Source organism: Yoonia sp. D2-7 (assembly GCF_055809435.1).
In genome coordinates this window covers 125,104-151,941 of record NZ_CM147912.1, presented here as the reverse complement: position 1 = coordinate 151,941, position 26,838 = coordinate 125,104, and the positions used below count along the sequence as shown (strand labels likewise).

The 26,838-nt window shown below is 55.0% G+C and carries 26 protein-coding genes; 18 read left to right on the top strand and 8 right to left on the bottom strand.

Annotation, left to right across the window (positions count from 1 at the left end):
* Positions 1-4 precede the first annotated feature (4 nt).
* From tsaE to hslV, 7 genes are all read left to right on the top strand, one after another.
* Positions 5-463, top strand: coding sequence for a tRNA (adenosine(37)-N6)-threonylcarbamoyltransferase complex ATPase subunit type 1 TsaE (tsaE, locus tag AC0L7R_RS00645; RefSeq protein WP_473658307.1), 459 nt, complete (start codon positions 5-7; stop codon positions 461-463).
* Entirely contained in the window at positions 456-1,427 is a 972-nt protein-coding gene (locus AC0L7R_RS00640) for a phosphotransferase (RefSeq protein WP_473658306.1), read from the top strand. The genes tsaE and AC0L7R_RS00640 overlap by 8 nt, the downstream gene beginning before the upstream one ends.
* The gene (locus tag AC0L7R_RS00635; RefSeq protein WP_473658305.1) at positions 1,424-2,104 is read left to right on the top strand and encodes an NTP transferase domain-containing protein; all 681 of its coding nucleotides are present in this window, start codon (positions 1,424-1,426) and stop codon (positions 2,102-2,104) included. Before AC0L7R_RS00640 ends, AC0L7R_RS00635 begins: the two co-directional genes overlap by 4 nt.
* Positions 2,097-5,042, top strand: a complete 2,946-nt coding sequence (gene addB / locus AC0L7R_RS00630; RefSeq protein ID WP_473658303.1) for a double-strand break repair protein AddB — start codon at positions 2,097-2,099, stop codon at positions 5,040-5,042. Before AC0L7R_RS00635 ends, addB begins: the two co-directional genes overlap by 8 nt.
* A complete protein-coding gene (addA, locus tag AC0L7R_RS00625; protein WP_473658302.1) occupies positions 5,039-8,410 on the top strand; it encodes a double-strand break repair helicase AddA in 3,372 nt (1,123 codons plus the stop codon). Before addB ends, addA begins: the two co-directional genes overlap by 4 nt.
* A 68-nt stretch (positions 8,411-8,478) precedes the next feature.
* Entirely contained in the window at positions 8,479-8,799 is a 321-nt protein-coding gene (gene trxA / locus AC0L7R_RS00620; protein WP_247128081.1) for a thioredoxin, read from the top strand.
* A gap of 120 nt (positions 8,800-8,919) precedes the next feature.
* Positions 8,920-9,486, top strand: a complete 567-nt coding sequence (gene hslV / locus AC0L7R_RS00615; protein WP_473658301.1) for an ATP-dependent protease subunit HslV — start codon at positions 8,920-8,922, stop codon at positions 9,484-9,486.
* Positions 9,487-9,545: 59 nt separating this feature from the next.
* On the opposite strand, the gene AC0L7R_RS00610 is transcribed toward hslV, so the two are convergent.
* Complete coding sequence (locus AC0L7R_RS00610) at positions 9,546-9,923, bottom strand: DM13 domain-containing protein (RefSeq protein WP_348109402.1); 378 nt, start codon at positions 9,921-9,923, stop codon at positions 9,546-9,548.
* Positions 9,924-10,065: 142 nt separating this feature from the next.
* On the opposite strand from AC0L7R_RS00610, the gene AC0L7R_RS00605 reads away from it, so the two are divergent.
* From AC0L7R_RS00605 to AC0L7R_RS00595, 3 genes are all read left to right on the top strand, one after another.
* Positions 10,066-11,121 carry a hypothetical protein gene (locus tag AC0L7R_RS00605; protein WP_473658299.1) on the top strand — a complete coding sequence of 352 codons (1,056 nt, stop codon included), beginning with the start codon at positions 10,066-10,068 and terminating at the stop codon, positions 11,119-11,121.
* A gap of 9 nt (positions 11,122-11,130) precedes the next feature.
* Positions 11,131-12,438, top strand: coding sequence for an ATP-dependent protease ATPase subunit HslU (gene hslU, locus AC0L7R_RS00600; RefSeq protein WP_473658298.1), 1,308 nt, complete (start codon positions 11,131-11,133; stop codon positions 12,436-12,438).
* Between the two features lie 123 nt (positions 12,439-12,561).
* The gene (locus AC0L7R_RS00595) at positions 12,562-13,791 is read left to right on the top strand and encodes an MFS transporter (RefSeq protein WP_473658296.1); all 1,230 of its coding nucleotides are present in this window, start codon (positions 12,562-12,564) and stop codon (positions 13,789-13,791) included.
* On the opposite strand, the gene AC0L7R_RS00590 is transcribed toward AC0L7R_RS00595, so the two are convergent.
* From AC0L7R_RS00590 to AC0L7R_RS00580, 3 genes are read right to left on the bottom strand one after another with little or no spacing between them, the layout of a single operon-like run.
* Positions 13,774-14,358, bottom strand: coding sequence for a Smr/MutS family protein (locus AC0L7R_RS00590; protein WP_473658295.1), 585 nt, complete (start codon positions 14,356-14,358; stop codon positions 13,774-13,776). The genes AC0L7R_RS00595 and AC0L7R_RS00590 overlap by 18 nt on opposite strands.
* Positions 14,358-15,395: an MltA domain-containing protein gene (gene mltA / locus AC0L7R_RS00585; RefSeq protein WP_473658294.1), complete on the bottom strand. Its 1,038-nt coding sequence runs from the start codon at positions 15,393-15,395 to the stop codon at positions 14,358-14,360. The genes AC0L7R_RS00590 and mltA overlap by 1 nt, the downstream gene beginning before the upstream one ends.
* Positions 15,396-15,401: 6 nt before the next feature.
* The gene (locus AC0L7R_RS00580; protein ID WP_473658293.1) at positions 15,402-16,052 is read right to left on the bottom strand and encodes a Tim44/TimA family putative adaptor protein; all 651 of its coding nucleotides are present in this window, start codon (positions 16,050-16,052) and stop codon (positions 15,402-15,404) included.
* A gap of 110 nt (positions 16,053-16,162) precedes the next feature.
* Here AC0L7R_RS00580 and AC0L7R_RS00575 point away from each other — a divergent pair, with 110 nt between their 5' ends.
* On the top strand, positions 16,163-16,660 hold the full coding sequence (locus tag AC0L7R_RS00575) for an FxsA family protein (RefSeq protein ID WP_473658292.1): 498 nt from the start codon (positions 16,163-16,165) through the stop codon (positions 16,658-16,660).
* 69 nt (positions 16,661-16,729) lie between these two features.
* Positions 16,730-17,239 carry a protein-export chaperone SecB gene (gene secB, locus AC0L7R_RS00570; RefSeq protein WP_473658291.1) on the top strand — a complete coding sequence of 170 codons (510 nt, stop codon included), beginning with the start codon at positions 16,730-16,732 and terminating at the stop codon, positions 17,237-17,239.
* 10 nt (positions 17,240-17,249) lie between these two features.
* On the opposite strand, the gene dnaQ is transcribed toward secB, so the two are convergent.
* From dnaQ to AC0L7R_RS00550, 4 genes are read right to left on the bottom strand one after another with little or no spacing between them, the layout of a single operon-like run.
* Positions 17,250-17,984 (bottom strand): DNA polymerase III subunit epsilon, encoded by a 735-nt coding sequence (gene dnaQ / locus AC0L7R_RS00565; RefSeq protein ID WP_473658290.1) that lies wholly within the window; start codon positions 17,982-17,984, stop codon positions 17,250-17,252.
* Positions 17,977-18,564 (bottom strand): dephospho-CoA kinase, encoded by a 588-nt coding sequence (gene coaE / locus AC0L7R_RS00560; RefSeq protein ID WP_473658289.1) that lies wholly within the window; start codon positions 18,562-18,564, stop codon positions 17,977-17,979. Before coaE ends, dnaQ begins: the two co-directional genes overlap by 8 nt.
* A complete protein-coding gene (locus AC0L7R_RS00555; RefSeq protein ID WP_247128095.1) occupies positions 18,561-19,394 on the bottom strand; it encodes a shikimate dehydrogenase in 834 nt (277 codons plus the stop codon). Before AC0L7R_RS00555 ends, coaE begins: the two co-directional genes overlap by 4 nt.
* Complete coding sequence (locus AC0L7R_RS00550) at positions 19,391-19,990, bottom strand: Maf family nucleotide pyrophosphatase (RefSeq protein WP_473658288.1); 600 nt, start codon at positions 19,988-19,990, stop codon at positions 19,391-19,393. The genes AC0L7R_RS00555 and AC0L7R_RS00550 overlap by 4 nt, the downstream gene beginning before the upstream one ends.
* 400 nt (positions 19,991-20,390) lie before the next feature.
* Here AC0L7R_RS00550 and AC0L7R_RS00545 point away from each other — a divergent pair, with 400 nt between their 5' ends.
* The 6 genes from AC0L7R_RS00545 to AC0L7R_RS00520 all read left to right on the top strand — a co-directional run bounded on the left by AC0L7R_RS00545 (position 20,391) and on the right by AC0L7R_RS00520 (position 26,837).
* The gene (locus AC0L7R_RS00545; protein WP_348109415.1) at positions 20,391-20,843 is read left to right on the top strand and encodes a CopD family protein; all 453 of its coding nucleotides are present in this window, start codon (positions 20,391-20,393) and stop codon (positions 20,841-20,843) included.
* Positions 20,844-20,958: 115 nt separating this feature from the next.
* Positions 20,959-22,230: a transcription termination factor Rho gene (gene rho, locus AC0L7R_RS00540; protein ID WP_348109416.1), complete on the top strand. Its 1,272-nt coding sequence runs from the start codon at positions 20,959-20,961 to the stop codon at positions 22,228-22,230.
* 30 nt (positions 22,231-22,260) lie between these two features.
* Positions 22,261-23,541 carry a tRNA uridine-5-carboxymethylaminomethyl(34) synthesis GTPase MnmE gene (gene mnmE / locus AC0L7R_RS00535; RefSeq protein WP_473660462.1) on the top strand — a complete coding sequence of 427 codons (1,281 nt, stop codon included), beginning with the start codon at positions 22,261-22,263 and terminating at the stop codon, positions 23,539-23,541.
* A 12-nt stretch (positions 23,542-23,553) separates the two neighbouring features.
* Positions 23,554-25,419, top strand: coding sequence for a tRNA uridine-5-carboxymethylaminomethyl(34) synthesis enzyme MnmG (gene mnmG, locus AC0L7R_RS00530; RefSeq protein ID WP_473658286.1), 1,866 nt, complete (start codon positions 23,554-23,556; stop codon positions 25,417-25,419).
* Position 25,420: 1 nt separating this feature from the next.
* Positions 25,421-26,032, top strand: a complete 612-nt coding sequence (gene rsmG, locus AC0L7R_RS00525) for a 16S rRNA (guanine(527)-N(7))-methyltransferase RsmG (RefSeq protein ID WP_473658285.1) — start codon at positions 25,421-25,423, stop codon at positions 26,030-26,032.
* A complete protein-coding gene (locus AC0L7R_RS00520; protein ID WP_348109419.1) occupies positions 26,022-26,837 on the top strand; it encodes a ParA family protein in 816 nt (271 codons plus the stop codon). Before rsmG ends, AC0L7R_RS00520 begins: the two co-directional genes overlap by 11 nt.
* The last annotated feature ends 1 nt before the right edge of the window (position 26,838 follow it).

Below are 26,838 nucleotides of genomic sequence, written 5' to 3'. Positions count from 1 at the left end.
GGATATGACCACGACCACGCTATTTTTCCCGCTTGAATCCGATACGCAGCGCTTTGCCGCGCAAATGTCGGCTGTCCTAGCCCCCGGTGATACGATCCTGCTGTCAGGTGACATCGGGGCAGGAAAGTCGGCATTTTCTAGGGCGGTCATTCGGACCATGGTTGGTGCAGAAATCGACGTTCCATCGCCGACCTTCACCCTGGTGCAGACATACGAAACGAAGACCGCAGAGATTTGGCACTGCGATCTCTATCGGCTCACGCATCCGGACGAAGCGTTCGAACTCGGGCTTGACGAGGCGTTTGAAACTGCCATCTGCTTGATCGAATGGCCGGATAGATTGGGGGACGATGCCCCGTCAAATGCCCTAACCCTGCATTTCCAAGCCTTGGAAAATGGCCATTCAGTCACCTATTCGCCAAACCCGGCATGGGCCAAACGGTTGGACCATCTCAATGACTGATCGGGCATCGTTGATCAGCGACTTCCTGAAAGGGTCGCAGTGGGAAAATTGGACGCAACACCCGCTTGCCGGTGACGCATCATCGCGGCGCTATCTGCGCCTGACCAATGAAAACCAGCCTGTCATTCTCATGGACGCGGACCCGCAGACAGGGCAAAGCACTGCAACATTTGTGAAAATCGGTGACTGGTTGACGGATCAACATCTGTGCCCCCCGCAAACCCTGCTGCATGATCCGAACAATGGTCTACTGCTGCTCGAAGATCTCGGGCCCACCGATTTCGCGATCCAATTGACCCACGCACCCGATCAAGCAACCCAACTTTATACAGCTGCCACCGACATTCTGGTGACACTTGACCGCGCGACGCCACCACCGGACCTTGCCCGCATGACACCAGAAGTTGGCGGCGAAATGTTGGAAATCACCGCCGAATGGTACGGTGACCCCCAGCAAACACAGATCGCTACCGAAATGTCTGACCACATGGCACGGCTCTGTCCAACGGCTGATAAGATTGCGCTGCGGGACTATCACGCCGAAAATCTGATTTGGCGCGCCGATAAAAAGGGCACCGACAGAGTTGGCCTGCTTGACTATCAAGACGCATTTATCGCGCCGCGTGGCTACGATCTTGTTTCGTTGCTCCGTGATGTCCGGCGCGTCGTTGATCCCGATCTGGCCCGCGCCATGACGGACCACTTCATCGTCGAAACCGACGCTGATCCCAATGCCATGCAAGCCGCACTTGCCTGTCTGGCTGTCCAACGGAACCTGCGCATTTTGGGTGTTTTCGCGCGGCTCGCACGTCGCGACGGGAAAACACGATACATGGCCATGATCCCGCATGTGTGGCAAATGATCCAAGCCGATCTTACCCACCCTGCCCTGCAAAAATTGCAAAATTGCGTTGAACAGACACTACCTGCGCCAGAAAATGCGGCAATTAAGGACCTGCTATGACCTCCATCATGTTATTCGCGGCGGGCCTTGGCACGCGCATGGGTCCACTGACCGCCGACAAACCAAAACCGATGGTAGAAGTCGCGGGACGCCCGTTAATTGATTTCGCGCTCGACCTGACCAAAGGCCAATCGCTGAACCCACCTGTCGTGAACCTGCACTACAAAGCAGACATCCTGCGTGACCATTTGGCTGATCGATCTGTCGTATTTTCCGACGAAACCGATTTGCTGCGCGATACCGGTGGTGGGCTGCGTCATGCGCTTCCCTTGCTGGGCCCCGATCCGGTTGTGACGCTGAATACGGACGCGATATGGAGCGGGCCGAATCCGATTGCGCAACTGCTGAATGCGTGGCGCGACGACATGGAGGGCCTGCTTATGCTGATCCCGACCGCGCAAGTTCTGGGTCACAAAGGCAAAGGCGACTTCGTCATCGACGACACAGGACGCCTGACCCGCCAACCCGGTCACATTTACAGCGGCCTGCAAATGATCCGCACCGATGGTTTGGCCGAAATTTCGGACGACGTATTTTCCCTTAACCGCCTATGGGACAACGCAATTGCACGCGGCACTTTGCACGGGATCACATATGCGGGCCGTTGGTGCGATGTCGGTCAACCTGACAGCATCCCGATCGCAGAAACACTGATCGGTAAGAACGCAGATGTTTGAACCAAGCACAAAACCACGCATTTTCGGCCTGCCACCAGGATCAGATTTCGCGACCGCACTAGTGGCCGGATTGCTGGACTACGCAGGTGATGTGCCTCCACAGGACTTCGCGAAAATTCAGATTTTCGTGAACACGTCACGCATGCAACGCCGCATCAGAGACGTGTTCGACGCCGGCCCTGCACGATTGCTGCCGCGTATCCGGTTGATCACCGATCTCGCTAAAGACCCCATCGCCACGGATGTAACGGCACCTGTGTCACCATTGCGCAGACGGCTGGAGTTGGCCAAGTTTGTGTCTGCTTTGCTGGACAAAGAACCCGAACTGGCCCCGCGCGCAGCACTTTACGATCTGTCCGACAGCCTCGCAAAATTGATGGATGAAATGCAAGGTGAAGGGGTTACGCCTGACAACATCAGCGGCCTCGACATCACCGATCAATCCGGGCATTGGGACCGCGCGTTAAAGTTTCTGAACATCATCGCGCCTTACTTTGCGGCCGACAGCGCAGAGCCCGATATCGAAGCCCGTCAACGCCAAGTCATTGAAACACTGATCGCGACATGGGCCGATACACCGCCCGCCCATCCGATCATCGTCGCAGGGTCAACCGGATCGCGCGGGGCAACGGGATTGTTCATGCGCGCGGTTGCGCACCTACCAAACGGTGCAATCGTCTTGCCCGGTTTCGATTTTGACATGCCGACGCACGTCTGGAACGCGCTAGATGGCGACAAAGGCGTTGCAGAAGATCACCCGCAATTCAGGTTTCGCAAACTGATGTCAGCGATGGATTTGCAGCGTGACGATATCCAGCAATGGGGCAACCGCCCTGCCCCAAACCCTGCCCGTAACGCATTGGTTTCGCTGTCATTACGTCCGGCCCCCGTGACGGATCAATGGCTGGCGGACGGCCCCGATCTTGGCGATCTAACCGCCGCGACCAAAGGATTAACGCTGGTCGAAGCCCCATCCCCACGGGCAGAGGCCGAAACGATTGCCCTGCGCCTACGCCAAGCAGCAGAAGACGGCGTCACCGCCGCCTTGATCACGCCAGACCGAAACTTGACGCGCCAAGTCGCCGCTGCCCTTGATCTGTGGAACATCGTACCGGACGACAGTGCGGGCATGCCGCTTGCCCTATCGCCGCCCGGCCGGTTCCTGCGGCATGTCACTGACGCATTGAACCGCCCTTTTACCAGTGAAGCGTTGCTGACGTTGCTCAAACATCCGTTGTGTCATTCCACAAAGAACGACCGCGGTCCGCATTTGTTATCCACGCGGGAATTAGAGCTGTTTATCCGCCGCAACGCTGTCCCTTTCCCCGATGAACAGACGCTGATTGATGCTGCAAATCACAAGGGATTTCGTGTTGATCCGGATTGGTCCACATGGGTGCAAACAATCCTGCGATCCGTTTCACCATCGCCAAAACAGTCTCTAACAAATCATATTGAACGCATTATTGATCTGTCAGAGGCGCTGGCGCGTGGCCAAGCCGATGAAGGGTCCGGTGGTCTTTGGGATGAAGCAGCCGGTCGCGAAGCCCGCAAGGTTTGCGATACGATCCTGCGCGACGCTGACGCCAGCGGCGACATGTTCGCCACCGAATTCACGGGCCTGTTCGGTGCGCTTTTAGCCGCAGGCACCGTGCGCGACCGCGATGCAGGCCATCCGAACATCCTGATCTGGGGGACGTTAGAGGCGCGTGTGCAAAGTGCCGATCTCGTCATTCTTGGCGGCATGAACGAAGGTGTCTGGCCAGAAGCGCCAACACCCGATCCATGGCTTAACCGCAAAATGCGGGCACAAGCGGGGTTACTACTGCCCGAACGGCGCATCGGATTATCTGCGCACGATTACCAGCAGGCCGTCGCAGGGGCCGAGGTCTGGATCACACGCGCCAAACGCAACGCCGATGCGGAAACCGTTCCGTCGCGCTGGGTGAATCGTCTAACCAACCTGCTCAGCGGTCTACCGGATCAAAACGGTCCTGCCGCGCTGAAGGCGATGCAATCCGAAGGCAACCGTTGGATCGCGATGGCCGCACAGCTAAGCGTGCCGGACGCACCGACCAAACCTGCGCACCGTCCATCCCCGAAACCGCCGGTTAGCGAACGCCCCGACACAATCTCGGTCACGCAGATCAAGACCCTAATCAGGGACCCTTACGCCATTTACGCCTCAAAAGTGCTGCGCCTGCGTGATCTTGATCCGCTTGTGCCAACCGCCGATGCACCACTGCGCGGGGTCATCATCCATGCGATCCTTGATGAATTCATTGGCAGTAAACCTGACGCGAAAGACCCAGCCGCATTCACGCAACTGATGGAAACCGCGGCACGCCATTTCACCGCAAACTGCCCATGGCCCACGATCCGCGCCCAATGGATGGCGCGGATGGAAAAGCTCGCGCCGGTTTTCCTCGCCGCAGAAGCAATGCGGCAAGCCAAAGGTAGCCTCGCAGTATCCGAAGGGTGGGGCGAAATGCACATGCCGTCCGTCGGCATCTGCATCACCTGCAAGGCGGACCGGATCGACCTGACGCCGGAAAACACCGCCCTGATCTACGATTACAAAACCGGAACGGTGCCCACCAAGGACGTTCAGGAAAAGTTCGACAAACAGCTTCTGGCAGAGGCCGTGATGGTATCACGCGGCGCGTTCAAGGACCTTGGCGAAAAACACGTAGACGAAGCGGTTTTTCTCGGCGTGAATACAGCCATGCGCGACGTGCCGGCACCCTTGGATGAAAACCCGATTGAAGCGGTTTACGCTGGATTAGAGACGCTTTTTGGCAAATGGAACACGCAAACTACAGGCTATAGCGCCCGCATGGCAATGTTCAGTAAAGACGACTTCAGCCCCTATGACCACTTATCGCGCTTCGGCGAATGGACGATGGCGGATCTGCCAAAACCGGAGGATTTGTCATGATGCGCGACGATGCGACCCAACGACAGGTCAACGCGGCCGATCCACTGAATTCTACATGGCTATCTGCCAACGCAGGGTCGGGGAAAACACGGGTGCTGACCGACCGCGTGGCGCGGCTTTTGCTCGAACAGGTCGATCCGCAGAACATTCTCTGCCTAACCTACACCAAAGCCGCTGCCGCCGAGATGCAGAACCGCCTGTTCAAACGGCTTGGCGCATGGGCGATGATGCCTGACGACGCGTTGCGGGCTGATTTGACAACGCTGGGTTTTGACAAAACGATCACGAAAGAAGAACTCAATCGCGCCCGCACTTTGTTTGCGCAGGCGATTGAAACGCCGGGTGGTCTGAAAATTCAGACGATCCACTCATTCTGTGCGGGCGTACTGCGTCGGTTCCCGCTAGAGGCCGCCGTCAGCCCTCAGTTCCGTGAAATGGAAGACAGGCAGGCCGAATTGCTGCGCGCAGAGGTCATGGATGACCTGCTGCTTGGCCCGCGCGCCGACACGGTTCACACGATGTTGCGTCATTTCACGGGAGCAGATGTCGCGGCATTGACCGCTGAAATCGCGAATAAACGCAGCCTGTTCACCACAAATGCCAAGGACAGCGATCTGCACGCAGCGCTCGATTTGGGGGAAGGGGTGACAGAGGACGTTCTGCTCGACACCGTATTGGGGCCGGAAGAGCGCGACACCCTCAAACGCCTGCAAGCAGTGCTTGCGAAAGGCAGTAGCACAGAGATCAAAGCAGCAAATGCGCTTGCAGCAATTGACTTTGCTGCGCCACCAAAGCTCGCCGATATCGCTGTTTTAGAGTCTGTTTTCCTGTTCGGTCCGACTGCTAAGGCCCCCTTTGGCGCGAAGATCGACAAATTCCCGACTAAGGCCACACGCGAAGCGAACGCAGAACTGATCGACGACGTGAATATCATCATGGAAACCGTCGAACAGGCCCGCAATGACCGTCTGGCTTTGATGGCATTTGAACGCTCGACCGCGTTGAACCGGTTCGGCGCGGCCTTCGTGCCCGCCTACGAGGCCCGCAAAACCGCGATGGGGATGCTTGATTTCGACGACCTGATCCAGAAGACCAAAGGCCTGCTCACAGACCGTCGCGTTGCCCAATGGGTTCTGTTTCGTCTAGACGGCGGCATCGACCACGTGTTGGTGGACGAAGCACAGGACACTAGCCCCGATCAATGGGCCGTGATCAAACAGCTGACCCAAGAATTCACTGCAGGCGAGGGCGCCGATCCATCGCGTCGCCGCACTATTTTTGTCGTTGGGGACAAGAAGCAGTCGATCTATTCGTTTCAGGGCGCTGATCCCGCCGCGTTCGACCAAATGCGCGGTCACTTTGAGGAAGGTCTCGCAGCCGTTGACGACCGTTTGCATGGCGAAGCGTTGCTGCATTCTTTCCGTTCGTCGCAGGCGATCCTGCGCGTCGTGGACGAAACATTCACCCGCGACCGCGCCGCTGGACTGGAACCAAACGTGCAGCATCTGGCGTTCAAGCAAAACATGCCGGGGCGCGTTGATCTATGGCCCGTGGTCGAACCATCTGACGAAAAACCCGATATTGACTGGACTAATCCTGTTGATGTGATCAGCCCCGATCATCACGTCGTCCGGCTTGCCGATCAGATCGCATTCGACATCAAACGGATGATCAAAGAAGAGACTATTCCAGTCGAAATCGGACATTCCGGCACCTATGACCGTCGCCCCGTGACCGAAGGCGACATTCTTATTCTGGTCCAGCGACGATCTGAACTGTTTTCGGAAATTATCCGTGCCTGCAAAGCTGCCAAGCTGAAAATCGCTGGCGCAGATCGATTGCGGGTCGGGGCGGAACTGGCCGTAAAAGACCTCGCAGCGCTTCTGTCCTTCTTGGCTTTGCCAGAGGATGATCTGTCGCTCGCCGCGGCGTTGAAATCCCCGCTGTTTGGCTGGACCGAACAGGATCTTTACACGCTTGCACATCATCGTCCGCAAAAAGGGTATCTTTGGCCCGCCTTGCGTGACAGCGATCAATACGAGTCCACCAAAACCGTCTTGCGCGATCTTCGCAAACAGGCCGATTTCTTACGCCCCTACGACCTGATCGAACGCATTCTGACGCGCCACGACGGGCGCCGCAAACTTCTCGCGCGGTTAGGGTCCGAAGCCGAAGACGGGATCGACGCGCTGCTGTCCCAAGCGCTGGCCTATGAATCCACCGGCGTCCCCAGCCTCACGGGGTTCCTTGCGTGGATGGCGACCGACGACCTAGAGGTCAAACGCCAAATGGACAGCCAAGGCGACCGGATCAGGGTTATGACCGTGCATGGGGCCAAGGGGCTAGAGGCACCGATCGTATTCCTGCCCGAAACGGCGGAACGCAAAAACATCGTGCGCAGTGAATTGATCGAAAAGAACGGTGTCGCGTTATGGAAAACCAAATCCGACAGCACGCCACCCGCAATCGCCGAAAAGCTGGACGCGATCAAAGCCAAGCAGACCGAAGAACGGATGCGGCTGCTTTACGTTGCCATGACGCGGGCGGAAAAGTGGCTGATCGTGGCGGCCGCGGGCGATGTTAAAGACGGCGATGACAGTTGGTACAACATCATCTCTGACGGCATGAAGCAAGCAGGCGATGTCGTGGAAAGGGTAGGTTATCACGATATCCGCCGCGTCTCACACCTTGACTGGAACGCAGGCGAACGTCGTGAAAAAACAGTCACTAAAAAGGCAGAAATTCAGAAAATCATGTTCGGCGAAACCCCCGAAGGGACACGGTCACAGACCATTTCACCGTCCGATCTAAAAGGCGCAAAAGTGCTACCCGGCGATCCGCGCGACGCCGATCAAGAAACCGCCAAGGCACGCGGCACCATGATCCATCGCTTGCTGGAACATCTGCCGCTTGCCGAACCAGCAAACCGCTATGACCTTGGCCTGAAGATCCTGAATGGGCAGGGGGATGACACCTTTGACACCGATCTGATCGACCACGTCATTGGTTTGCTGAACACACCGGACCTGACGCCAATCTTTACCCCCGATGCACTTGTCGAAGTTGATGTGACCGCCGATCTGCCCGAACTGAACGACGACCGTATTCACGGCGCGATCGACCGGTTGATCGTCACGGGTACCAACGTGCTGGCCATTGATTACAAGTCGAACCACAAGGTGCCGGATCAACCACAGGACGTCCCTGTCGGCTTGTTGCGTCAGATGGGGGCCTACCAATCGGCGTTGCACCAAATCTTTCCACACCACGCGATTGAAACCGCAATCCTTTGGACACACACAGCAAATTTGATGCGGCTGCCTGCGGACCTGACCCGCGATGCTCTACGTACGGTAACTGACGCGTGAACGCCGCTTGACCCTACCCGCGCTGGTTCATAGGTTCTGACCAAGCACATGTATCTAGGAGAGCCATCATGGCCACAGTAGCCGTCACCGACGCCACATTCGACGCCGAAGTCCGTCAGTCCGATATCCCCGTTGTTGTGGATTTCTGGGCAGAATGGTGCGGTCCATGCAAACAGATCGGCCCGTCTTTGGAAGAACTGTCCGCTGAAATGGACGGCAAGGTTAAGATCGTCAAAGTCAACGTGGACGAAAACCCGAATTCACCAGCACAGATGGGCGTGCGCGGCATTCCTGCGTTGTTCATGTTTAAAGGCGGCGAAGTCGTCTCTAACAAGACGGGCGCGGCACCAAAAGCTGCGATCCAAGGCTGGATCGAAGAATCCATCTAAACCAATCACTTTGGTTCGAAAGGGCGTCCATTGGAGCGCCCTTTTTGCGTTTTGGCAGTCGCTATTGTCAGCAAACCTTCGGATTGCCATATAGACGCTAGGCAACAAAGGACGCGACCCATGGCAAACGACGACTTTCCCGGCTGGCACGGCACCACAATCATCGGCGTGCGCAAAGGTGACGAAGTGGTCATCGCAGGCGACGGTCAGGTCAGCCTTGGCCAGACGGTGATTAAGGGGACAGCACGTAAAGTGCGGCGTCTTTCACCGGGCGGGCACGACGTGATCTGTGGGTTTGCGGGATCGACAGCAGATGCGTTTACACTGTTGGAACGTCTGGAAAAGAAACTCGAAGCCACACCAGGCCAACTCGCGCGCGCATCTGTTGAACTTGCCAAAGACTGGCGCACCGACAAATACCTGCAAAAACTCGAAGCAATGTTGATCGTGTCCGACGGCAGCGAACTGCTGGTGATCACGGGGGCAGGGGACGTGCTGGAACCCGAACACGAGGTCACAGCGATCGGATCAGGCGGTAACTACGCGCTGGCAGCTGGTCGCGCCCTGATGGACAGTGATCTGAACGCCGAAGAAATCGCACGCAAAGCGATGGCCATCGCATCTGACATCTGCGTCTACACCAACGGCAAACTGACTGTTGAAACAATCAAAAAGCCCACGTCGTAAACGCGGGCTCTTTTTCTTTTGGTCGTAAATATCTCGGGGGTTTGGGGGCTGGCCCCCAATTACTTCGCGGATGCAATCGCCAAACCAACGCTGAACTTTTCGCACCAAATCCAGACTTCGTTGTAGTCATCAGGGTTCACGCTAGGGCGCAATTCCCATGACGACGCGCCCTTGTATTGGCTCGGCTGCAAGACGAGCGTATGCACCGTTGCCGGATCGTACACGCCATCCTTGCCCAGCGCGATGCGCGGATCGGGTGCGCTGTCAAAGTTGAAATCATCCAGCAGATACACAGTGTTACCCACAATCTCTGCGGTGCCAGTTACGGTGTGGTTGTTGATTCCGCGAAACGAAAACAGCCGGCCGTGTCCGCCAGCGAATGCAGCAGGGGCAGCAGTTGTGGCAAGTGCGGCAGCAAGAAAAGTACGACGGTCCATTGGTATCCTCCGGTAAATGGCCTCTTGCGACAGACCCTAGCGGCGAAAAATCTGTCGGGATACCGCGCATACGCGTTTGTGAACTGTCGCGAAAATCATGTCATCACTTGGCCTTTGGCCCAACAGACCATAGGTATCTGACATGATCGAAACTGATGACATCCGCGCAAGCGTCGCCGCAGGCATTCTGTCCGAAAAGCAGGCTGCGTCTCTGACCGCCCTCGCGCACAGTCGCCGTGGCGCGCGCGAAGGCCTGCATCCGGGCGATGAACCGTTCGAGCTGTTCAAAGGCTTCAACGAGATTTTCATCATCGTGGGCCTACTAATCCTGTCGCTTGGCTGGGTCGGCCTGATCACCGCCGTCTTCGATACGCAAATCATCGGATTTCGTGATGCTGCACTCTGGTACGGTGTCCCCGGTGCGGCATTCCTTTGGCTGCTGTCCGAATATTTCATCTGGCGCAGGCGCATGGTTGGCCCCGCGATTGCCCTGTCGATCCTGTTTGGTTTGAACGCGGGCGTCACGCTTGTCGCCTACTTCGCCGAACCCTTCATGATCGGCCAACAAGACTACAGCAGTCTGCCGTTTCCATTGGCGATGACAACCGTCGCTGTTGGCCTTTTCTGGCTGCGGTTCCGTGTTCCTTTCGCCATGGCGATGATTGCTGTCAGCCTATTTTTCGTCGCAATGATGATTGCAGCCATTAATCAAGGAACCCCGCAAAACCCCGCTGACCTTTTCCTGCTCTCCGCTGGCGGACCCTTCGCATGGATCACCCTTGGCCTTGGTATCGTGATTTTCATTGCCGCTATGGCGTTTGATATGTCTGATCCGCACCGTGTCACGCGCCGCGCCGCAAACGGGTTCTGGCTACATGTTGTCGCCGCCCCCGCGCTTGTGAACACCATCGCCCTGTCACTGATCAACGACGACAACATGACCGTTCTTCTGGCGTTCCTCGCCGTGATCGCTGTCATCGCAATGATCATCGACCGCCGGTCGTTCCTGATCACGGCCATCGGTTATGTCGTGGCCGTCGCAGGCACCGTGTTTGGTGGCGATGGCATCGCGACGACGATCCTTGCCCTTGGCATCATCCTTCTCATCTTAGGTGCATTCTGGGAAAAATTCCGCGCAATGCTGCTACGCCTTATGCCCGGTTTCATCCCGCTGCACCGTCTTCCTCCTGCTGAATAAGAGACCCTTATGACTGACCTGACCCCCCGCGAAATCGTGTCCGAACTGGACCGCTACATTATCGGCCAAAAAGACGCGAAACGTGCTGTTGCCGTGGCTTTGCGGAACCGCTGGCGGCGCAACCAATTGTCCGACGATCTACGCGACGAAGTGTACCCGAAAAACATCCTGATGATCGGACCCACTGGTGTCGGTAAAACCGAAATCTCACGGCGGCTAGCGAAACTCGCGCGCGCGCCTTTCATCAAGGTCGAAGCGACCAAATTCACCGAAGTCGGCTATGTCGGCCGTGATGTCGAACAGATCATCCGCGACCTGATCGAAATCGCGATCAATGACACGCGCGACCACATGCGCGAAGACGTGAAAGCCAAAGCACGCGAAGCGGCAGAGGAACGCGTGATTACCGCCGTAGCAGGCACCGACGCCCGCGATCAGACCCGCGAAATGTTCCGGCGTAAACTGAAATCAGGCGAACTCGACGACACGATCATCGAACTTGAACTCGCCGACACATCCAATCCCATGGGCGGTTTCGAAGTTCCGGGTCAGCCCGGCGGTATGGGTGGCATGATGAACATCGGCGACTTGTTCGGCAAAATGGCGGGCGGACGCACGGTCAAGAAAAAGATGTCCGTCGCAGACAGCTATGACGCCTTGATCGCGGACGAGGCCGACAAACTGCTTGATGATGAAAGCGTAACAAAGGTCGCGCTGGAAGCGGTTGAAAAGAACGGCATCGTATTCCTTGATGAGATCGACAAAGTCTGCGCAAAATCCGACGCACGCGGCGCTGATGTGTCGCGCGAAGGTGTGCAGCGCGACCTGCTGCCGTTGATCGAAGGCACCACCGTGTCCACGAAACACGGCCCCATCAAAACAGATCACATCCTGTTTGTGGCGTCCGGCGCTTTCCACGTCGCGAAACCGTCTGATCTGTTGCCAGAACTACAAGGTCGCCTGCCGATCCGCGTTGAATTACGCGCGCTGACTGAAGACGACTTCATCCGCATTTTGACAGAAACAGACAACGCGCTGACCCTGCAATACACCGCCCTAATGGGCACCGAAGACGTGAAAATCACCTTCGCCCCCGAAGGCATCGCAGCCCTCGCCAAGATCGCAGCGGAAGTGAACGAAAGCGTTGAAAACATCGGTGCGCGCAGGCTCTACACCGTGATGGAGCGTGTCTTCGAAGACCTGTCCTTCAACGCGCCCGACAAAGCAGGCGACGAAATCACCGTCGATGCAGCGTTTGTCGAAGAACATCTTGGCGAACTCAGCCGCTCCACTGACGTCAGCCGTTACGTACTCTAAACCCAAATCCCGCGCCCCTTTCTTTTGGTCAAAAATACCTCGGGGGGTGCGGGGGGCTGGCCCCCCGCCTGTCTCTGCAAAAGCGGTCTTTCCTTACGATCCGCTTCGGCGCAATGTCGCGCCATGACTCCAGGCTACATCCAGTTCATCCGCGAAAACGCGCCCTTCCTTGCGACGGGTGCTTTGCTGTCGTTTCTGTCGTCCTTTGGGCAGACGTTTTTCATCGCCGTGTTCGCAGGCGACATCAGGGCTGAATTCAACCTGTCCCATGGCGACTGGGGCCTGCTGTATATGTTGGGCACGGGTGCATCCGCTGTCGCAATGGTGTTCGCAGGTGGTTTGGCCGACAGGTTCCGCGTGCGTAGCCTTGGTATTATCGTCGCTGCCATGCTCGCCGCTGCCTGTTTCACGATGGCCTACAACACCACAACGATCATCTTGCCATTTGTGATCTTTGCGTTGCGCTTTACTGGCCAAGGCATGATGACCCACACTGCCGTTGTTGCCATGGCCCGCTGGTTTGTCGCGACACGGGGTAAGGCGCTCGCAATTGCAGGGCTTGGTTACATGTTGGCCGAGGCAACATTGCCGCTGACATTCGTATGGCTAAAAACATTCGCAAGCTGGCGCACGTTGTGGATATGCGCAGCGATCTTCACCCTTGCGATGATCCCCGTGTTGATCCGCCTCTTGCGTCTCGAACGCACACCGCAATCGGTGACCCAAGAAAATGCGTCACCGGGCATGGGCGGCCACCATTGGACACGTCGCGACGCATTGCGCCACCCGCTTTTCTGGGCATTGACGCCCACCATCATGTTCTTTCCCGCCTTCGCGACGGCCTTTTGGTTCCACCAAGTCCATTTCGCAGACCTCAAAGGATACAGTCACCTTGCGCTCGTGTCCGTCTTTCCCATCGGGACGGGGGTGCTTGCGGTATCCAGCATCGCTTACGGTTGGCTGATCGACCGGATCGGCGCCAAGACCATTCTACCGTTTTACTTGTTGCCGTTGGTCGCCGCCTTCACCCTGCATTGGTCCGCCGACCACCTTGCATGGACCGCGTTGGCCGTATGTCTCATGGGGCTCGCAGGCGGTGGGCAGGCGACGGTACTGATGGCGATCTGGTCCGAATTCTACGGCACGCGCAACATCGGATCGATCAAGGCGGCGGCGACGGCCGTGATGGTGCTTGGCTCTGCCATCGGTCCCGGATTGTCGGGTTGGTTGATCGACGTAGGTGTCGGGTTTGAACAGCAAATGTTGGGGTACGCGGCATCGTTTATCGTTGCTATTTTGGTGATGCTATTTCCGCTCAAGAACGCATCCAAAGACCTACCGACTGCGCCGTAAATACACGTAATACGCGCCATGCCCGCCGTGTTTCAGATGGGCGGGCGTTACCTGCAAAATCGCCTGCGCCATTGGCGGTAAAGCAAGCCATTGCGGCACCTGATGCCGCAAAATCCCGTTGCGCACGGGGATCGCATACCCTTCGTCGCGTTCTTTACCCTTACCTGTGATCACCAGCACCAGCCGTTTGCCAACAGCCTGCGCGCCTAGGATGAACGCGACCAATTCAGGATGCGCCTCGGCCAATGTCATCCCGTGCAGATCAAGCCGTCCTTCGGGTTTCAGCTTGCCCTTGGTCATCCTCCCGTAGTTCTTGGCGTCCATATTCACGGGGGCGGATTTCAGCCGCGCACCAATAGGTTTCAGCACGTCATTGGGGCGTTTCGGGTCGGCCTTTGCGCCAACCATGAAATCCTGAATAATATCGCGTTCGCGCGGGGCTGCTTTCTTAGGTGGTGCGGCCGGTTCAGGTGTCTTTGGCCGTTTTGGATCAAGCGGTTTCGTCCGGCCTGCCACGGAATCCCATAGGTCCCGTTCTTCGGGTGACAGATGCCGTGGCTTGCGCATTATTCAATCACATCGTCAGGTAATTTCGCAAAAGCACGCTGGATCGGCAGCAGCACAACAATGCGGCCCGTGTCCTTGATCCGACCCGCATCGCGCCCCGCCTGATCACCCGTGCCGTAGAAAATATCGGCACGCTGCGCGCCCTTGATCGCCGAACCGGTATCCTGCGCAATCATCAGACGATTCAGCGGATCAGCGCCTTCTTTTTCAATCCAAACCGGTGCGCCAAGTTTTGTGATAGACGGATCAACCGCGATAGAGCGCATCGTTGTAATCGACCGGTTCATCGCACCAAGCGGGCCTTTGTCGGCAGGTACTTCGCTGACTTCGCGGAAAAAGACGTAGCTGTCATTCACCCACAGCAATTCGCGACCTTCTTCGGGATTATCATTCACCCAATTGCGGATCACATCGGCAGACACCTGATGCTGTTCAAAAATCCCGCGGTTGACCAGTTCCAGCCCTACGGACGAATAATCTCGTCCGTTTTTACCGCCATATCCGACGCGCAAACCACCACCATCTGGCAGCTTCACGCGACCCGACCCCTGCACCTGCAAGAAAAACAGATCAACGGGGTCAGCCAGCCACGCGATTTCCAATCCCTTGCCCGCCAGCAGATCACCTTCCTGCAATTCACGGCGGGTGGCATAGGGTTGACCGGGTACAAGATCATCAGGGACCGCGTAGATGGGATGCTGGTATTCGCCACCGCGGGTCCGTGACCCCCGCAATTCAGGTTCGAAATAGCCAGTGAACAACATCGGTTCACCATCTTCGATCAGCACAGGCTGAAAGAACAATTCAAAGAACGCCTTCGCATCAGGTGCATCAGCCGCGTAGGCGCACAGATTTTCCCATTCGGGGTCATTGATATCGCGGCAGGTGTTCAAAAACGTGGAAAGGGCCGCCTGATGATCATCAGCGGCCCAGCCATTCAGGTCGTCAAACCCAAGCATTGTATATGTCGGTTCAGCCAATGCGGCCCCCGCTGGCATCAAGCCAAGCCATGCAAATGCGAACGCACGACCCAGCATGAAATGTTATTCACCCGTGGCGACAAGACGCCAGTTCGGATCGTCTGACCCCATGTCATGGGCAAAGGTCCAGACATCTTTCTGGCGTTTGATCTCGTTTGGATCGCCTTCGACGATGTCGCCACCTTTATCACGAACCAGATAGGCCAGTTCGGATTTAAAGCGGACGGTCAGTTCGGCCTCTTTCGTAGTCTCATCAAATTCCGCATCAACAAGCGCCAGGTCAGACAGGCCAACAAACGTGGCTTCAATCGTCAGACCTTGCTGTTCGCGCTGGTCAATCACGCTGGCGAACGCTTCGAACACGTCTTCGGAAATGAACGGCACAACGCCTTCCAATTCACCTTGTTCAAACGCCATCAGGATCATCTCGTAGGCACCTTTAGCACCGCCGAGGAATTCACCCACGTGGAAAGACGGATCAACGCGTTTCATCGCAGCCAAGGCTTTCGCCATATCGCTGCCTTCTTCCGCATGATCGGTGATGTCCAGATCAGGACCACCTTCGATCACTTCAAGATCAGGACCGCGGCGCTGCGGCTGGACCACTTCGGGCTTTTCAAAACCTTCCCGCGTTCCCAGAACACTGCGCAGACGCAAAATTAGAAACACAGCAATGCCAACCAATACCAGCAGCTGAATAATCGAGTTGTTCATTCGGACCTCATCCTCGGAAACCATGGAAAAACGCATAGCAATGCTTATGTAGGTTCGAGAAGGGTGCGAGTCCACCTTTCGCACCAAGAAGTCGCACAAGAGGCACCCTTATGTGGTTGTTATTCGCATTTATCGCCGTTCCGCTGATCGAAATCGGTCTTTTTATCCAAGTCGGCGGCGCGATTGGCCTTTGGCCGACCCTGTTGATCGTCCTTTTGACGGCGATGCTAGGGTCGTGGCTGGTTAAATCGCAAGGCGCGCGTGAACTGGCAAATCTACGTGGGTCGTTCAATGAACTGCGTGACCCGACCGAACCATTGGCGAACGGGGCGATGATCCTTTTTGCAGGCGCACTCTTGCTGACACCAGGATTCTTCACTGATGCCTTCGGATTTGCGCTGCTGGTCCCGCAGTTTCGCGCAGCTGCATTTCGCGCGTTGAAATCGCGAGTGAACGTGCAAAGCTTCACAATGGGCGGCGCCGAAAACCACCAATCCCACGAACATCATCGTCGCGGGCCGCAAGATCGCGTCATCGACGGAGAATTCAGCGACGTTACACAAACCCACGACAGCCCACGTGGCCCATCGGGGTGGACAAAACACTAACGTGGTTGAGGCTGGTGCAACGTCCTGTTACCAATTCGCGAAATCAATTTTTAAAGGCCGGAGCATCCCATGGCAGACGAAACACCAGAGACAGCAGCAGCAACACCGCAAGAACAAGCCATGCAGGCGAAAAGCCGCGTTTTGGCACAGTACATCCGCGACCTTTCTTTCGAAAACATCCTTGCGCAAAAGGGTGCCAGCCCTGATGCGAAACCTGAAATCAAAGTTCAGGTAAACCTTGATGCGAAAAAACGGTCTGCTGAAAACCAGTTCGAAATCATCACAAAGCTGAACATCACCAGCAGCGCGAAAGACTCCGGCGAACCGTTGTTCGTGCTGGAACTTGAATATGCTGGCATCTTCCACGTCGAAGGTGTTCCAGAAGAACAGATGCACCCGTACCTGTTGATCGAATGCCCGCGCATCACGTTCCCATTCGTGCGCCGTGTGGTCAGCGATGTGACACGTGACGGTGGTTTCCCGCCGCTGAACCTTGAAACGATCGACTTCTTGGCACTCTACCGCTCTGAAATCGCGCGTCGTGTCGAAGCGCAAAAAGCGGAAACACCTGTTCAGTAAGGTTTGGGCGCTAGTTTAGCGTCTTCCACAAAGCATCGTCGCCCAAGCTATCAATGAATTTAGCGTGGGCGGCGGCCTCTTCTTCGGAAATACGCGAAGGCAGGGGATCAGGACGGCGCGATGGCCGCCAATCTTCATCAGATCCACCCGCCTTTTGTGTCGTAGCCGCCTGCAAAACCATGCCGGGCTGTCGACCACCGATCAGTTCCAGATACACTTCCGCCAGAATTTCACTATCCAGCAACGCGCCGTGCAGCGTCCGGTTTGTGTTGTCGATGCCAAACCGGCGACACAACGCATCCAAAGACGCAGGCGAACCGGGGAATTTCCGCCGCGCGATGGCCAGCGTATCCAGCGATTGATCCATCGGTAAAAGCGGGCGGTTCAGCCAGCCAAGTTCGGCGTTCAAAAACTTCATATCAAAGGCCGCGTTGTGGATCACCATGCGGGAATCCCCGACAAAATCGATGAAATCCTGCGCAATGTCTGCAAACAGCGGTTTATCCTTCAGAATAACCTCACCCGGTTTCGGATCACGCGGCACATCAAGCAAATCGGGACCGATCCCATGCACGCCAAACGCACCTTCCGGCATCGACCGCATCGGATTGATATATTGGTGATATGTGCGGCCAGTCGGCACGTGACCAATCAGTTCAACCGCACCGATTTCAACGATCCGGTCGCCTTCATGCGGTTCAAAGCCTGTAGTTTCGGTATCAAGAACGATTTCACGATCAGCCATGGGTAGCCTTCAAGTCAGTCATCAGTTTAGCGACAGCATCACGGGTCGCATTCAGTTCAAGCGTCTCAATGACATGATCCGCCTTCGCGCGTTTATCAGCATCCGGCATTTGGTGTGACAGGATCATATCAAACGTCTGCTTTGTCATGCCTTTACGCGACAAAACGCGGTTCTCTTGCACGTCAGCGGGGGCAGAGACACAGATCGTCACGTCGATCCATTTCTCGGCACCCGTTTCAAAGAGCAGAGGAATATCGAGCAGAACAAAATCGGTGTCTTTATGATCATCCAGAAACGCCTGCCGATCAGCGGCGACAAGTGGGTGCACGATTTCCTGAATTTTCTCCAACACACCATCGCGGTCCGCCATCATATCTTTCAGCTTACCCCGATCAACCGCGCCATTGGTGATCGCCATCGGGTAGACGTCAGACACAGGACCAACAGCCGTCCCACCAACGCTATAAATCCGGTGGACAGCAGCATCCGCATCCCAGACAGGCACGCCAAGATCCGCGAACATTTGGGCGGTCGTGGATTTTCCCATCCCGATCGAACCCGTCAGACCAAGTGTGATCATCGTAACATCACCTGCCGTAGATCATCGTCAACTTCGGGGCGGACACCAAACCACCGTTCAAACCCCGGCACGCCTTGGTGCAGCAACATCCCAAGACCATCAACAACGGTACAACCCGCCTTTTCCGCTTCATCCAACAAACGCGTACGCAACGGCGTATAGACCAGATCAGTCACAACCATTCCCGGACGCAAACCATCCAGCGGGACGCGGAATTCGGCGGCACCCTTCATCCCAAGCGATGTCGTATTCACAACTGTACTGGCATCATCTAGCATATTGCCCGCCTGCACCCAATCCACGACTTTGATCCGTGCGCCAAATTCGGACTTCAGCGCTTCGGCCTTGGGACGGGTACGGTTGGACAGGTAAATTTCAGGCACACCCGCATCCGCAAGTGCCACAATCACAGCGCGCGCCGCACCACCCGCACCAAAGATCGCAGCAGGACCGGCCTTTGGATTCCAGTCAGGTGCGTTTTGCTTGATATTCGCCATAAACCCATAGCCATCGGTGTTATCGGCGTAAATCTTACCGTCTTTCTTGAAAATCAGCGTATTGGCGGCACCAATTAATGTGGCGCGGTCGCTGACCTGATCAGCAATCGACATCACGTTCACCTTATGCGGGATCGTGACGTTTGCGCCCGCGAACCCCATCAACGGCATCGTACGGATCACACGTTCCAGATCGTCCTCGTGGACATGCAGCGGCACATAATCACCCAACAGGCCATATTTACGCAGCCAGTATTTGTGCATCTTCGGCGATTTCGAATGGGAGATCGGGTTCCCGATCACGCCAGCCAATGGAATAACAGTCACACTCATCCGTCTAAAGTCCCGCGCAAGGTTAGATACGATAGTAACTCTAGTAACGGCAGACCAAGGACATTGAAATAGTCGCCCTCAACACGGTGAAACAGGCGTGCGCCTTCTTCTTCCAGTTTATAGGCACCAACCGCGTGACGAATGCTGTCCCAATTCCGGTCGACATAGCCTTCAAGATAGGCGTCAGACGCATCGCGCATATGCAGACGTACCACACCCACATGACGCCACTGCGGTTTACCCTCGCCATAAAGAACAGCAGCCGACAACAACTGATGGACCTTACCGCGCATCATCTTCAACTGGGCAAGGGCATCATCCGGCGATGTGGGCTTGGATAACGTCTGTTGTTGAAAGGCTAACACCTGATCACAGCCAATCACCAAAGCATCGGGATGTTTTGACGCAACCTTGCGGGCTTTCATCTCGGCTAATGTATCGGCAATGTCGCGGGGCGGGGCGTCTTCAGCCAAAAGGGCTTGTTTGATCGCATCTTCATCCACGCGGGCAATCGCGACATCAAAATCGACACCAGCATTGCGCAAAAGCGTCGCACGGATTTCAGAACCAGAGGCAAGGATAATCGGATCAGCCATGTGGATAACCTTTTGGAAAAATGCGTGAAGAATCTGAGCACACACCTGAGGGTAAATCGACCCAACCAACGGCTTGGGTATAACCCCGACTTTTTGCCCAGAGTTCAGCACGTTTGTCCACGGTGGATGAGGATAAGTCAGGCTTGTGGACGAATCGCACGCTATGCGAGAGTCAATGGATGACGCTAAGTCATCGTACGCAAAGAATGCGGAATAAACTATTGAAATAATTCAATATACTGAAAGAAGTATACAAAAGTTCACAAAGTATGATCGGTCTCAACCGGTGGATAACTTGCCGGATAAAAAAAGAAACCACAGAAAACGACGACACTATAATCATCATCATCTTTCTAATACTTAATATATATTTAAGAGTAGAAAGAATAAGGACAGCGCTATGATCGACCTGCTTAGCTATCTCTATCCATGGATCAAAATGCTACACATCGCAGCCGTGATCAGCTGGATGGCAGCGCTGTTCTATTTGCCTAGATTATTGGTGCATCACGTCGAACGGACAACACCTGGTTCAGGGTCAGAGATTGATCAGACGTTCCAAATGATGGAAGAAAAACTGCACCGTGTGATCATGAACCCTGCGATGATGGTTGCGTGGGTCTGCGGATTGATCATGATCGGGCTAGGGATGCTGGATTTCGGGGCCGTATGGGGCTGGGCCAAGCTGTTGGGGGTCATCGCTATGACGGTGTTCCACGTGTGGCTGGGGAAACAACGCAAAGCGGTGGCAGTCGGGCAGGCGAAGACGGGTCGTCAGTACCGAATGGCGAACGAAATTCCGACGGTTCTGATGCTTGTCATTCTCGTTGCCGTTGTCGTCCGTCCGTTTTGATTGACTCAGCAAGCTGAAAAACCTACACAGCAGGCGCACCCCGTTCGGGGATCGCATTTTCCAGATTTGTTTTGAAAGTCGCGCAACCCACGGGCCTGCGCGTGGATAACTGCATATGACCCACCGTCTGAACCTTGCCGACCTGAAAGCGCAAAGCCCGAAGGACCTGCTGTCTCTCGCTGAAGAGCTCGAGATCGAAAACGCGTCCACAATGCGCAAAGGCGATATGATGTTCGCCATTCTGCGTGAACGTGCGGATGAAGAATGGGTGATCGGCGGCGACGGTGTGCTGGAAGTGCTGCAAGACGGCTTTGGTTTCCTGCGTTCACCAGAAGCGAACTACCTACCAGGCCCCGACGATATTTACGTGTCGCCTGAAATGATCCGGATTCATTCCTTGCGGACTGGGGATACGGTTCAAGGGGTCATCAAAGAACCGCTTGAAAACGAACGCTATTTCGCGCTGATCTCAGTTGAATCTATCAACTTCGAAGAACCGGAAAAAGCAAAACACAAAGTAGCCTTCGACAACCTGACACCGCTCTACCCAGACGAGCGGCTGAATATGGAAGTCAAATCAGAGAACAACACCAAAGACCGATCCGCGCGGATTATCGACCTAGTGTCGCCAATCGGTAAAGGACAGCGGTCCTTGATCGTGGCACCGCCGCGGACAGGTAAAACGGTTCTGCTGCAAAATATCGCGAACAGCATCGAAAAGAACCACCCCGAATGCTACCTGATCGTTCTGTTGATCGACGAACGGCCGGAAGAAGTTACAGACATGCAGCGGTCTGTGAAGGGCGAAGTTGTGTCTTCCACATTCGACGAACCAGCAACGCGTCACGTGGCTGTGTCCGAAATGGTCATCGAAAAAGCGAAACGTCTCGTCGAACATAAGCGGGACGTTGTCATCCTTCTCGATTCCATCACGCGTTTGGGCCGTGCGTTTAACACGACAGTGCCATCATCCGGTAAAGTTCTGACCGGTGGTGTGGACGCCAACGCCTTGCAACGTCCAAAGCGTTTCTTTGGTGCAGCGCGGAACATCGAAGAAGGCGGGTCTTTGACCATCATCGCAACAGCATTGATCGACACAGGTAGCCGGATGGACGAAGTCATCTTTGAAGAATTCAAAGGGACCGGTAACTCTGAAATCGTGCTGGATCGTAAAGTTGCAGATAAACGCGTCTTCCCAGCGATGGACATTCTCAAGTCCGGTACGCGGAAAGAAGAACTGTTAGTCGACAAAATCGATCTTCAGAAAACATATGTGCTGCGCCGTATCCTGAACCCAATGGGGACCACGGATGCGATCGAATTCCTGATCGGGAAATTGAAGCAGACCAAGACAAACGAAGACTTCTTCGACTCAATGAACACATAAATTATTATTCCTAAACAATGGGTTAGGATGATGGATACGATTTTTGCCTTGGCGACAGCACAGGGACGGGCAGGCGTTGCAGTTGTACGCTTGTCTGGCCCTGACGCGATGACTGCATCGCAAGATATCATGTCAAATGTGCCAGCGGATCGCGGCGTCCGGCGCATTATCGACGCAGATGGCGTTTTGCTTGACGAGGCTTTGGTTCTGCGGTTTCCATCTGGGCAAAGCTTTACCGGTGAAGAAGTTGTCGAACTTCAATTGCACGGAAGCCCGGCTGTCGTAGCAGCGGTGCTACGTGTTCTCGGCGATCATCCGTTGCTGCGCCAAGCAGAAGCAGGTGAATTCACCAAACGAGCGCTCGAAAACGGGCGGCTTGATCTGGCACAGGTGGAAGGCCTCGCCGATCTGATCGACGCTGAAACCGAAGGACAGCGAAAACAAGCGCTTCGTGTTTTTTCCGGCGAACTTGGGCAACGGGCGGAAGATTGGCGGCGCAAGCTGATCAGAGCAACAGCTTTGTTGGAAGCAACCATCGATTTCGCGGATGAAGAGGTACCAGTCGACACACGGCCTGAAGTGAAAGAGCTAATTCTTGATGTTCGAGAAAGCCTTGCTCGCGAACATGACGGCGTGCAGATTGCCGAACGCGTTCGTGACGGTTTCGAAGTTGCGATCGTCGGCGCACCGAACGTTGGTAAATCAACATTGCTCAACAGGATTGCAGGGCGCGATGCGGCCATCACGTCTGATATTGCGGGTACAACACGCGATGTGATCGAGGTGCGTTTCGACTTAGACGGTTTACCTGTCACGTTCCTGGACACTGCAGGATTGCGCGAAAGCGAAGATCAGATCGAAATGATGGGTGTCGCGCGTGCGAAAGACAGGGCAGCCGCAGCCGACCTTCGCGTGTACATGTTGCTTGATGGCGAAACTGCTCAACTAGATATGGTAGATGGTGATATTACCGTGCGCGCCAAAGGAGATGTTGAATCTTCTGGCGATTTTGCCATCTCCGGTAAAACAGGTGCAGGTGTCGACGAACTAATCAATCGTATCGGGGCGGAATTAAAGCAACGTGTTGCTTCTGTCGGGGTCGCGATGCGCGAACGTCATCGGATCGCCTTGAAACAAGGGATCGAAGGGCTTAATGTGGCAATCGGTTCCATTGATGATCCCATGGGAATGAGCGATCTCATTGCCGAAGATCTACGCACGGCAATTCGGGCTGTCGATTCGCTCGTTGGTCGTGTAGATGTCGAACACGTCTTGGACGAAATCTTCATGAGTTTTTGCATCGGCAAATAAGGAGTGTTTCACGTGAAACATTACGACGTCATTGTTGTTGGCGGTGGGCACGCCGGAACCGAAGCTGCGCATGCCGCGGCCAGAATGGGTGTTGAAACCGCGCTGGTGACGCTTAGTGCGGATACCATTGGCGTTATGTCTTGTAATCCGGCCATCGGCGGACTGGGAAAAGGGCATCTTGTTCGGGAAATTGACGCGCTTGATGGTGTCATGGGTACGGTCGCTGATCTGGCAGGTATCCAGTTCAGGCTTTTGAACCGTACTAAAGGCCCAGCAGTGCAGGGCCCGCGTGCACAATCTGATCGCGCAATCTATCGTCGCGAAATGCAACGCCTTACCAGCGAACAGCAATATCTCGATGTCATTGAAGGCGAAGTCGCTGATTTCATCATGACAGACGGGAAGGTCGCCGGCATCACGCTCCCTGATGGGAGCGAAATTCATGCGCAGGCGGTCATTCTAACAACGGGTACATTCCTTCGCGGGGTCATTCACGTAGGTGATGTCGCAAAACCTGGTGGTCGTATGGGTGAACAGCCTTCGATCAAATTGGCTGAACGCATCGATTCCTTTGATCTTCCACTCGGACGGCTCAAGACTGGTACGCCGCCACGCTTAGATGGGCGCACTATTGCTTGGGATAAGCTTGAGATGCAGGCGGGTGATGACGCGCCAACGATGTTCTCTTTCATGTCAAAGACACCGACAGCCCAACAGATTTCGTGTGGTATTACCCACACAAACGAAGCAACGCACGATATCATTCGCGAGAACCTGAAACGCTCGGCTATGTATGGCGGGCACATCGATGGTATTGGGCCCCGTTATTGCCCTTCAATCGAAGACAAAATCGTTCGGTTTGCGGATAAGACATCACATCAGATTTTCTTGGAACCTGAAGGGGTTACCGATCATACGGTCTATCCGAATGGCATCTCAACATCGTTGCCGGTGGATGTTCAAGATGACTACGTTCATTCGATCTACGGACTGGAAAGCGCCAAAATCTTGCAGCCGGGATACGCAATTGAATACGATTACGTCGATCCGCGTGCGTTGAGCCTTACGCTGGAATTGAAAGACGTGCCGGGATTATATCTTGCTGGTCAAATCAACGGGACAACTGGATACGAAGAAGCAGCAGCGCAAGGATTGGTTGCTGGTTTGAATGCGGCGCGACGAATCAAAGGTCAAGAAGCGCTGCACTTTAGCCGGCGTTCTTCCTACATCGGAGTTATGGTTGACGATCTCACGACCAGAGGCGTCAGCGAACCATATCGCATGTTTACCTCTCGGGCTGAATTCCGGTTGTCGTTGCGTGCTGATAACGCGGACCAGAGATTGACAGGCCTAGGTCGTGAGGTTGGTTGCGTTTCAGATGTTCGGTGGCGGGCGTTTTCTGAAAAAATGACGGCGATTGATGCAACGAAAGCTTCTTTGGCTGATATTTCATTGTCTGCGCGAGAAATCGCGGGGCAGGGCGTGAAATTGAACGCCGACGGTCCGCGTCGTTCTGCATTGGACGCACTGGCTCTGATCGACTTTGACTTCTCTCATATCAAACAGTTGTTGGATGCGCCTTTGACGGATGATCCTGTGATCCAACAGCAGGTGAAGTGCGATGCGCTTTATGCAAATTATATTGCGCGGCAGGAAAAGGATATTGCTGCAATGGAACGGGATGAAGCGCAGATCATTCCCCCGGACCTCGATTATGCGTCCATCAACGGGCTATCTAACGAAATGGTGGCGAAATTAACAAAGGCACGACCTGAAACCATTGCGAAGGCTGGTAGAGTTGATGGCGTTACCCCAGCAGCGCTAATGCTAATTCTTAGCCGTTTGCGGAAGTCCTCAGTTAGAAAGACCGGTAGCTAATATGATCGAAAAAATTGGCGTCAGTGTTTCACGTGAAACAATCCAACATCTCGAGGCATTTGGTGAGCTGACTGCAAAATGGACAGCCAAGATCAATTTGATCGCAAAATCGACAGTCCCAGATATTTGGAACCGACATATCATCGATTCCGCACAAGTGTTCCAATATGCGGATAGCCCGAAGCATTGGGTAGATATCGGCAGTGGCGGTGGTTTTCCTGGGATCGTTATGGCTATTATTGCAAAAGAACTGTCGCCAGATACAAAGTTTACACTGATCGAGAGCGATGCGCGTAAGTGCACATTTCTGAGAACCGCAATTCGCGAACTCGGATTGAATGCCTATGTAATACCACAACGTATAGAAAAAGCGGCTCCACAAGACGCAGATATAGTAAGTGCGCGTGCCTTGGCAAGTATTGAAGACTTGCTGCCGATGATCGAAATACATCTGCGTCCAGCGGGGCAGGCGCTTTTGATGAAGGGTCGGACATACGCTGAAGAATTGAATGCCGTTCGCGGCAATTGGGACTTTGAATTGGCTGAATACACCAGTATCACCGAACCAGACTCACGCATTCTCTCACTGAAAAGGATCGCCCGTGCCGCATAATCGCCGCAGTACCGGACCTAAAATTATCGCTGTTGCGAACCAGAAGGGCGGCGTTGGTAAGACGACAACGACGATCAACCTTGGAGCGGCGTTGGCCGAAGCTGGCCGTCACGTGTTGTTGGTTGACCTTGACCCGCAGGGGAACGCGTCCACTGGTCTTGGTGTTGAACAGGACGACCGTGATATCACAACTTACGATCTGCTCGCTGGCGAAGCGACGCTTGAAGAAGCTATTCAGGCAACAGATATCCAAAATCTTGCGATCATTCCGGCGACAACTGACTTAAGTTCTGCCGATATCGAACTGATCTCAAATGAAAAACGCAGCTTCCTGCTGCATGATGCTTTGCGCCAGATTGATATCGACCGATATGGTTTCGACTATGTGTTGATCGACTGCCCGCCGTCGTTGAATATTCTGACGGTGAACGCGATGGTCGCTGCGGATTCCGTCGTAGTCCCCCTGCAAAGTGAATTTTTCGCGTTGGAAGGTCTGTCTCAACTCATGCTGACAATCCGCGATGTGCGCCAAACAGCGAACCCGAATTTGCGGATCGAAGGCGTGGCGCTGACCATGTACGACAGCCGCAACAACCTATCGCAACAGGTTGAAATGGACGCGCGCGACAATCTGGGTGATCTTGTGTTCCAGACCGTGATCCCGCGGAACGTCCGGTTAAGCGAAGCACCATCTTTTGCCCTGCCAGTTCTGCAATACGACGCGCAATCCAAGGGCAGTCAGGCGTATCGCGCGCTTGCAAAAGAAATCATCGGGCGTGAACAGCCCGCTAAGCAAAGGGCCTAAA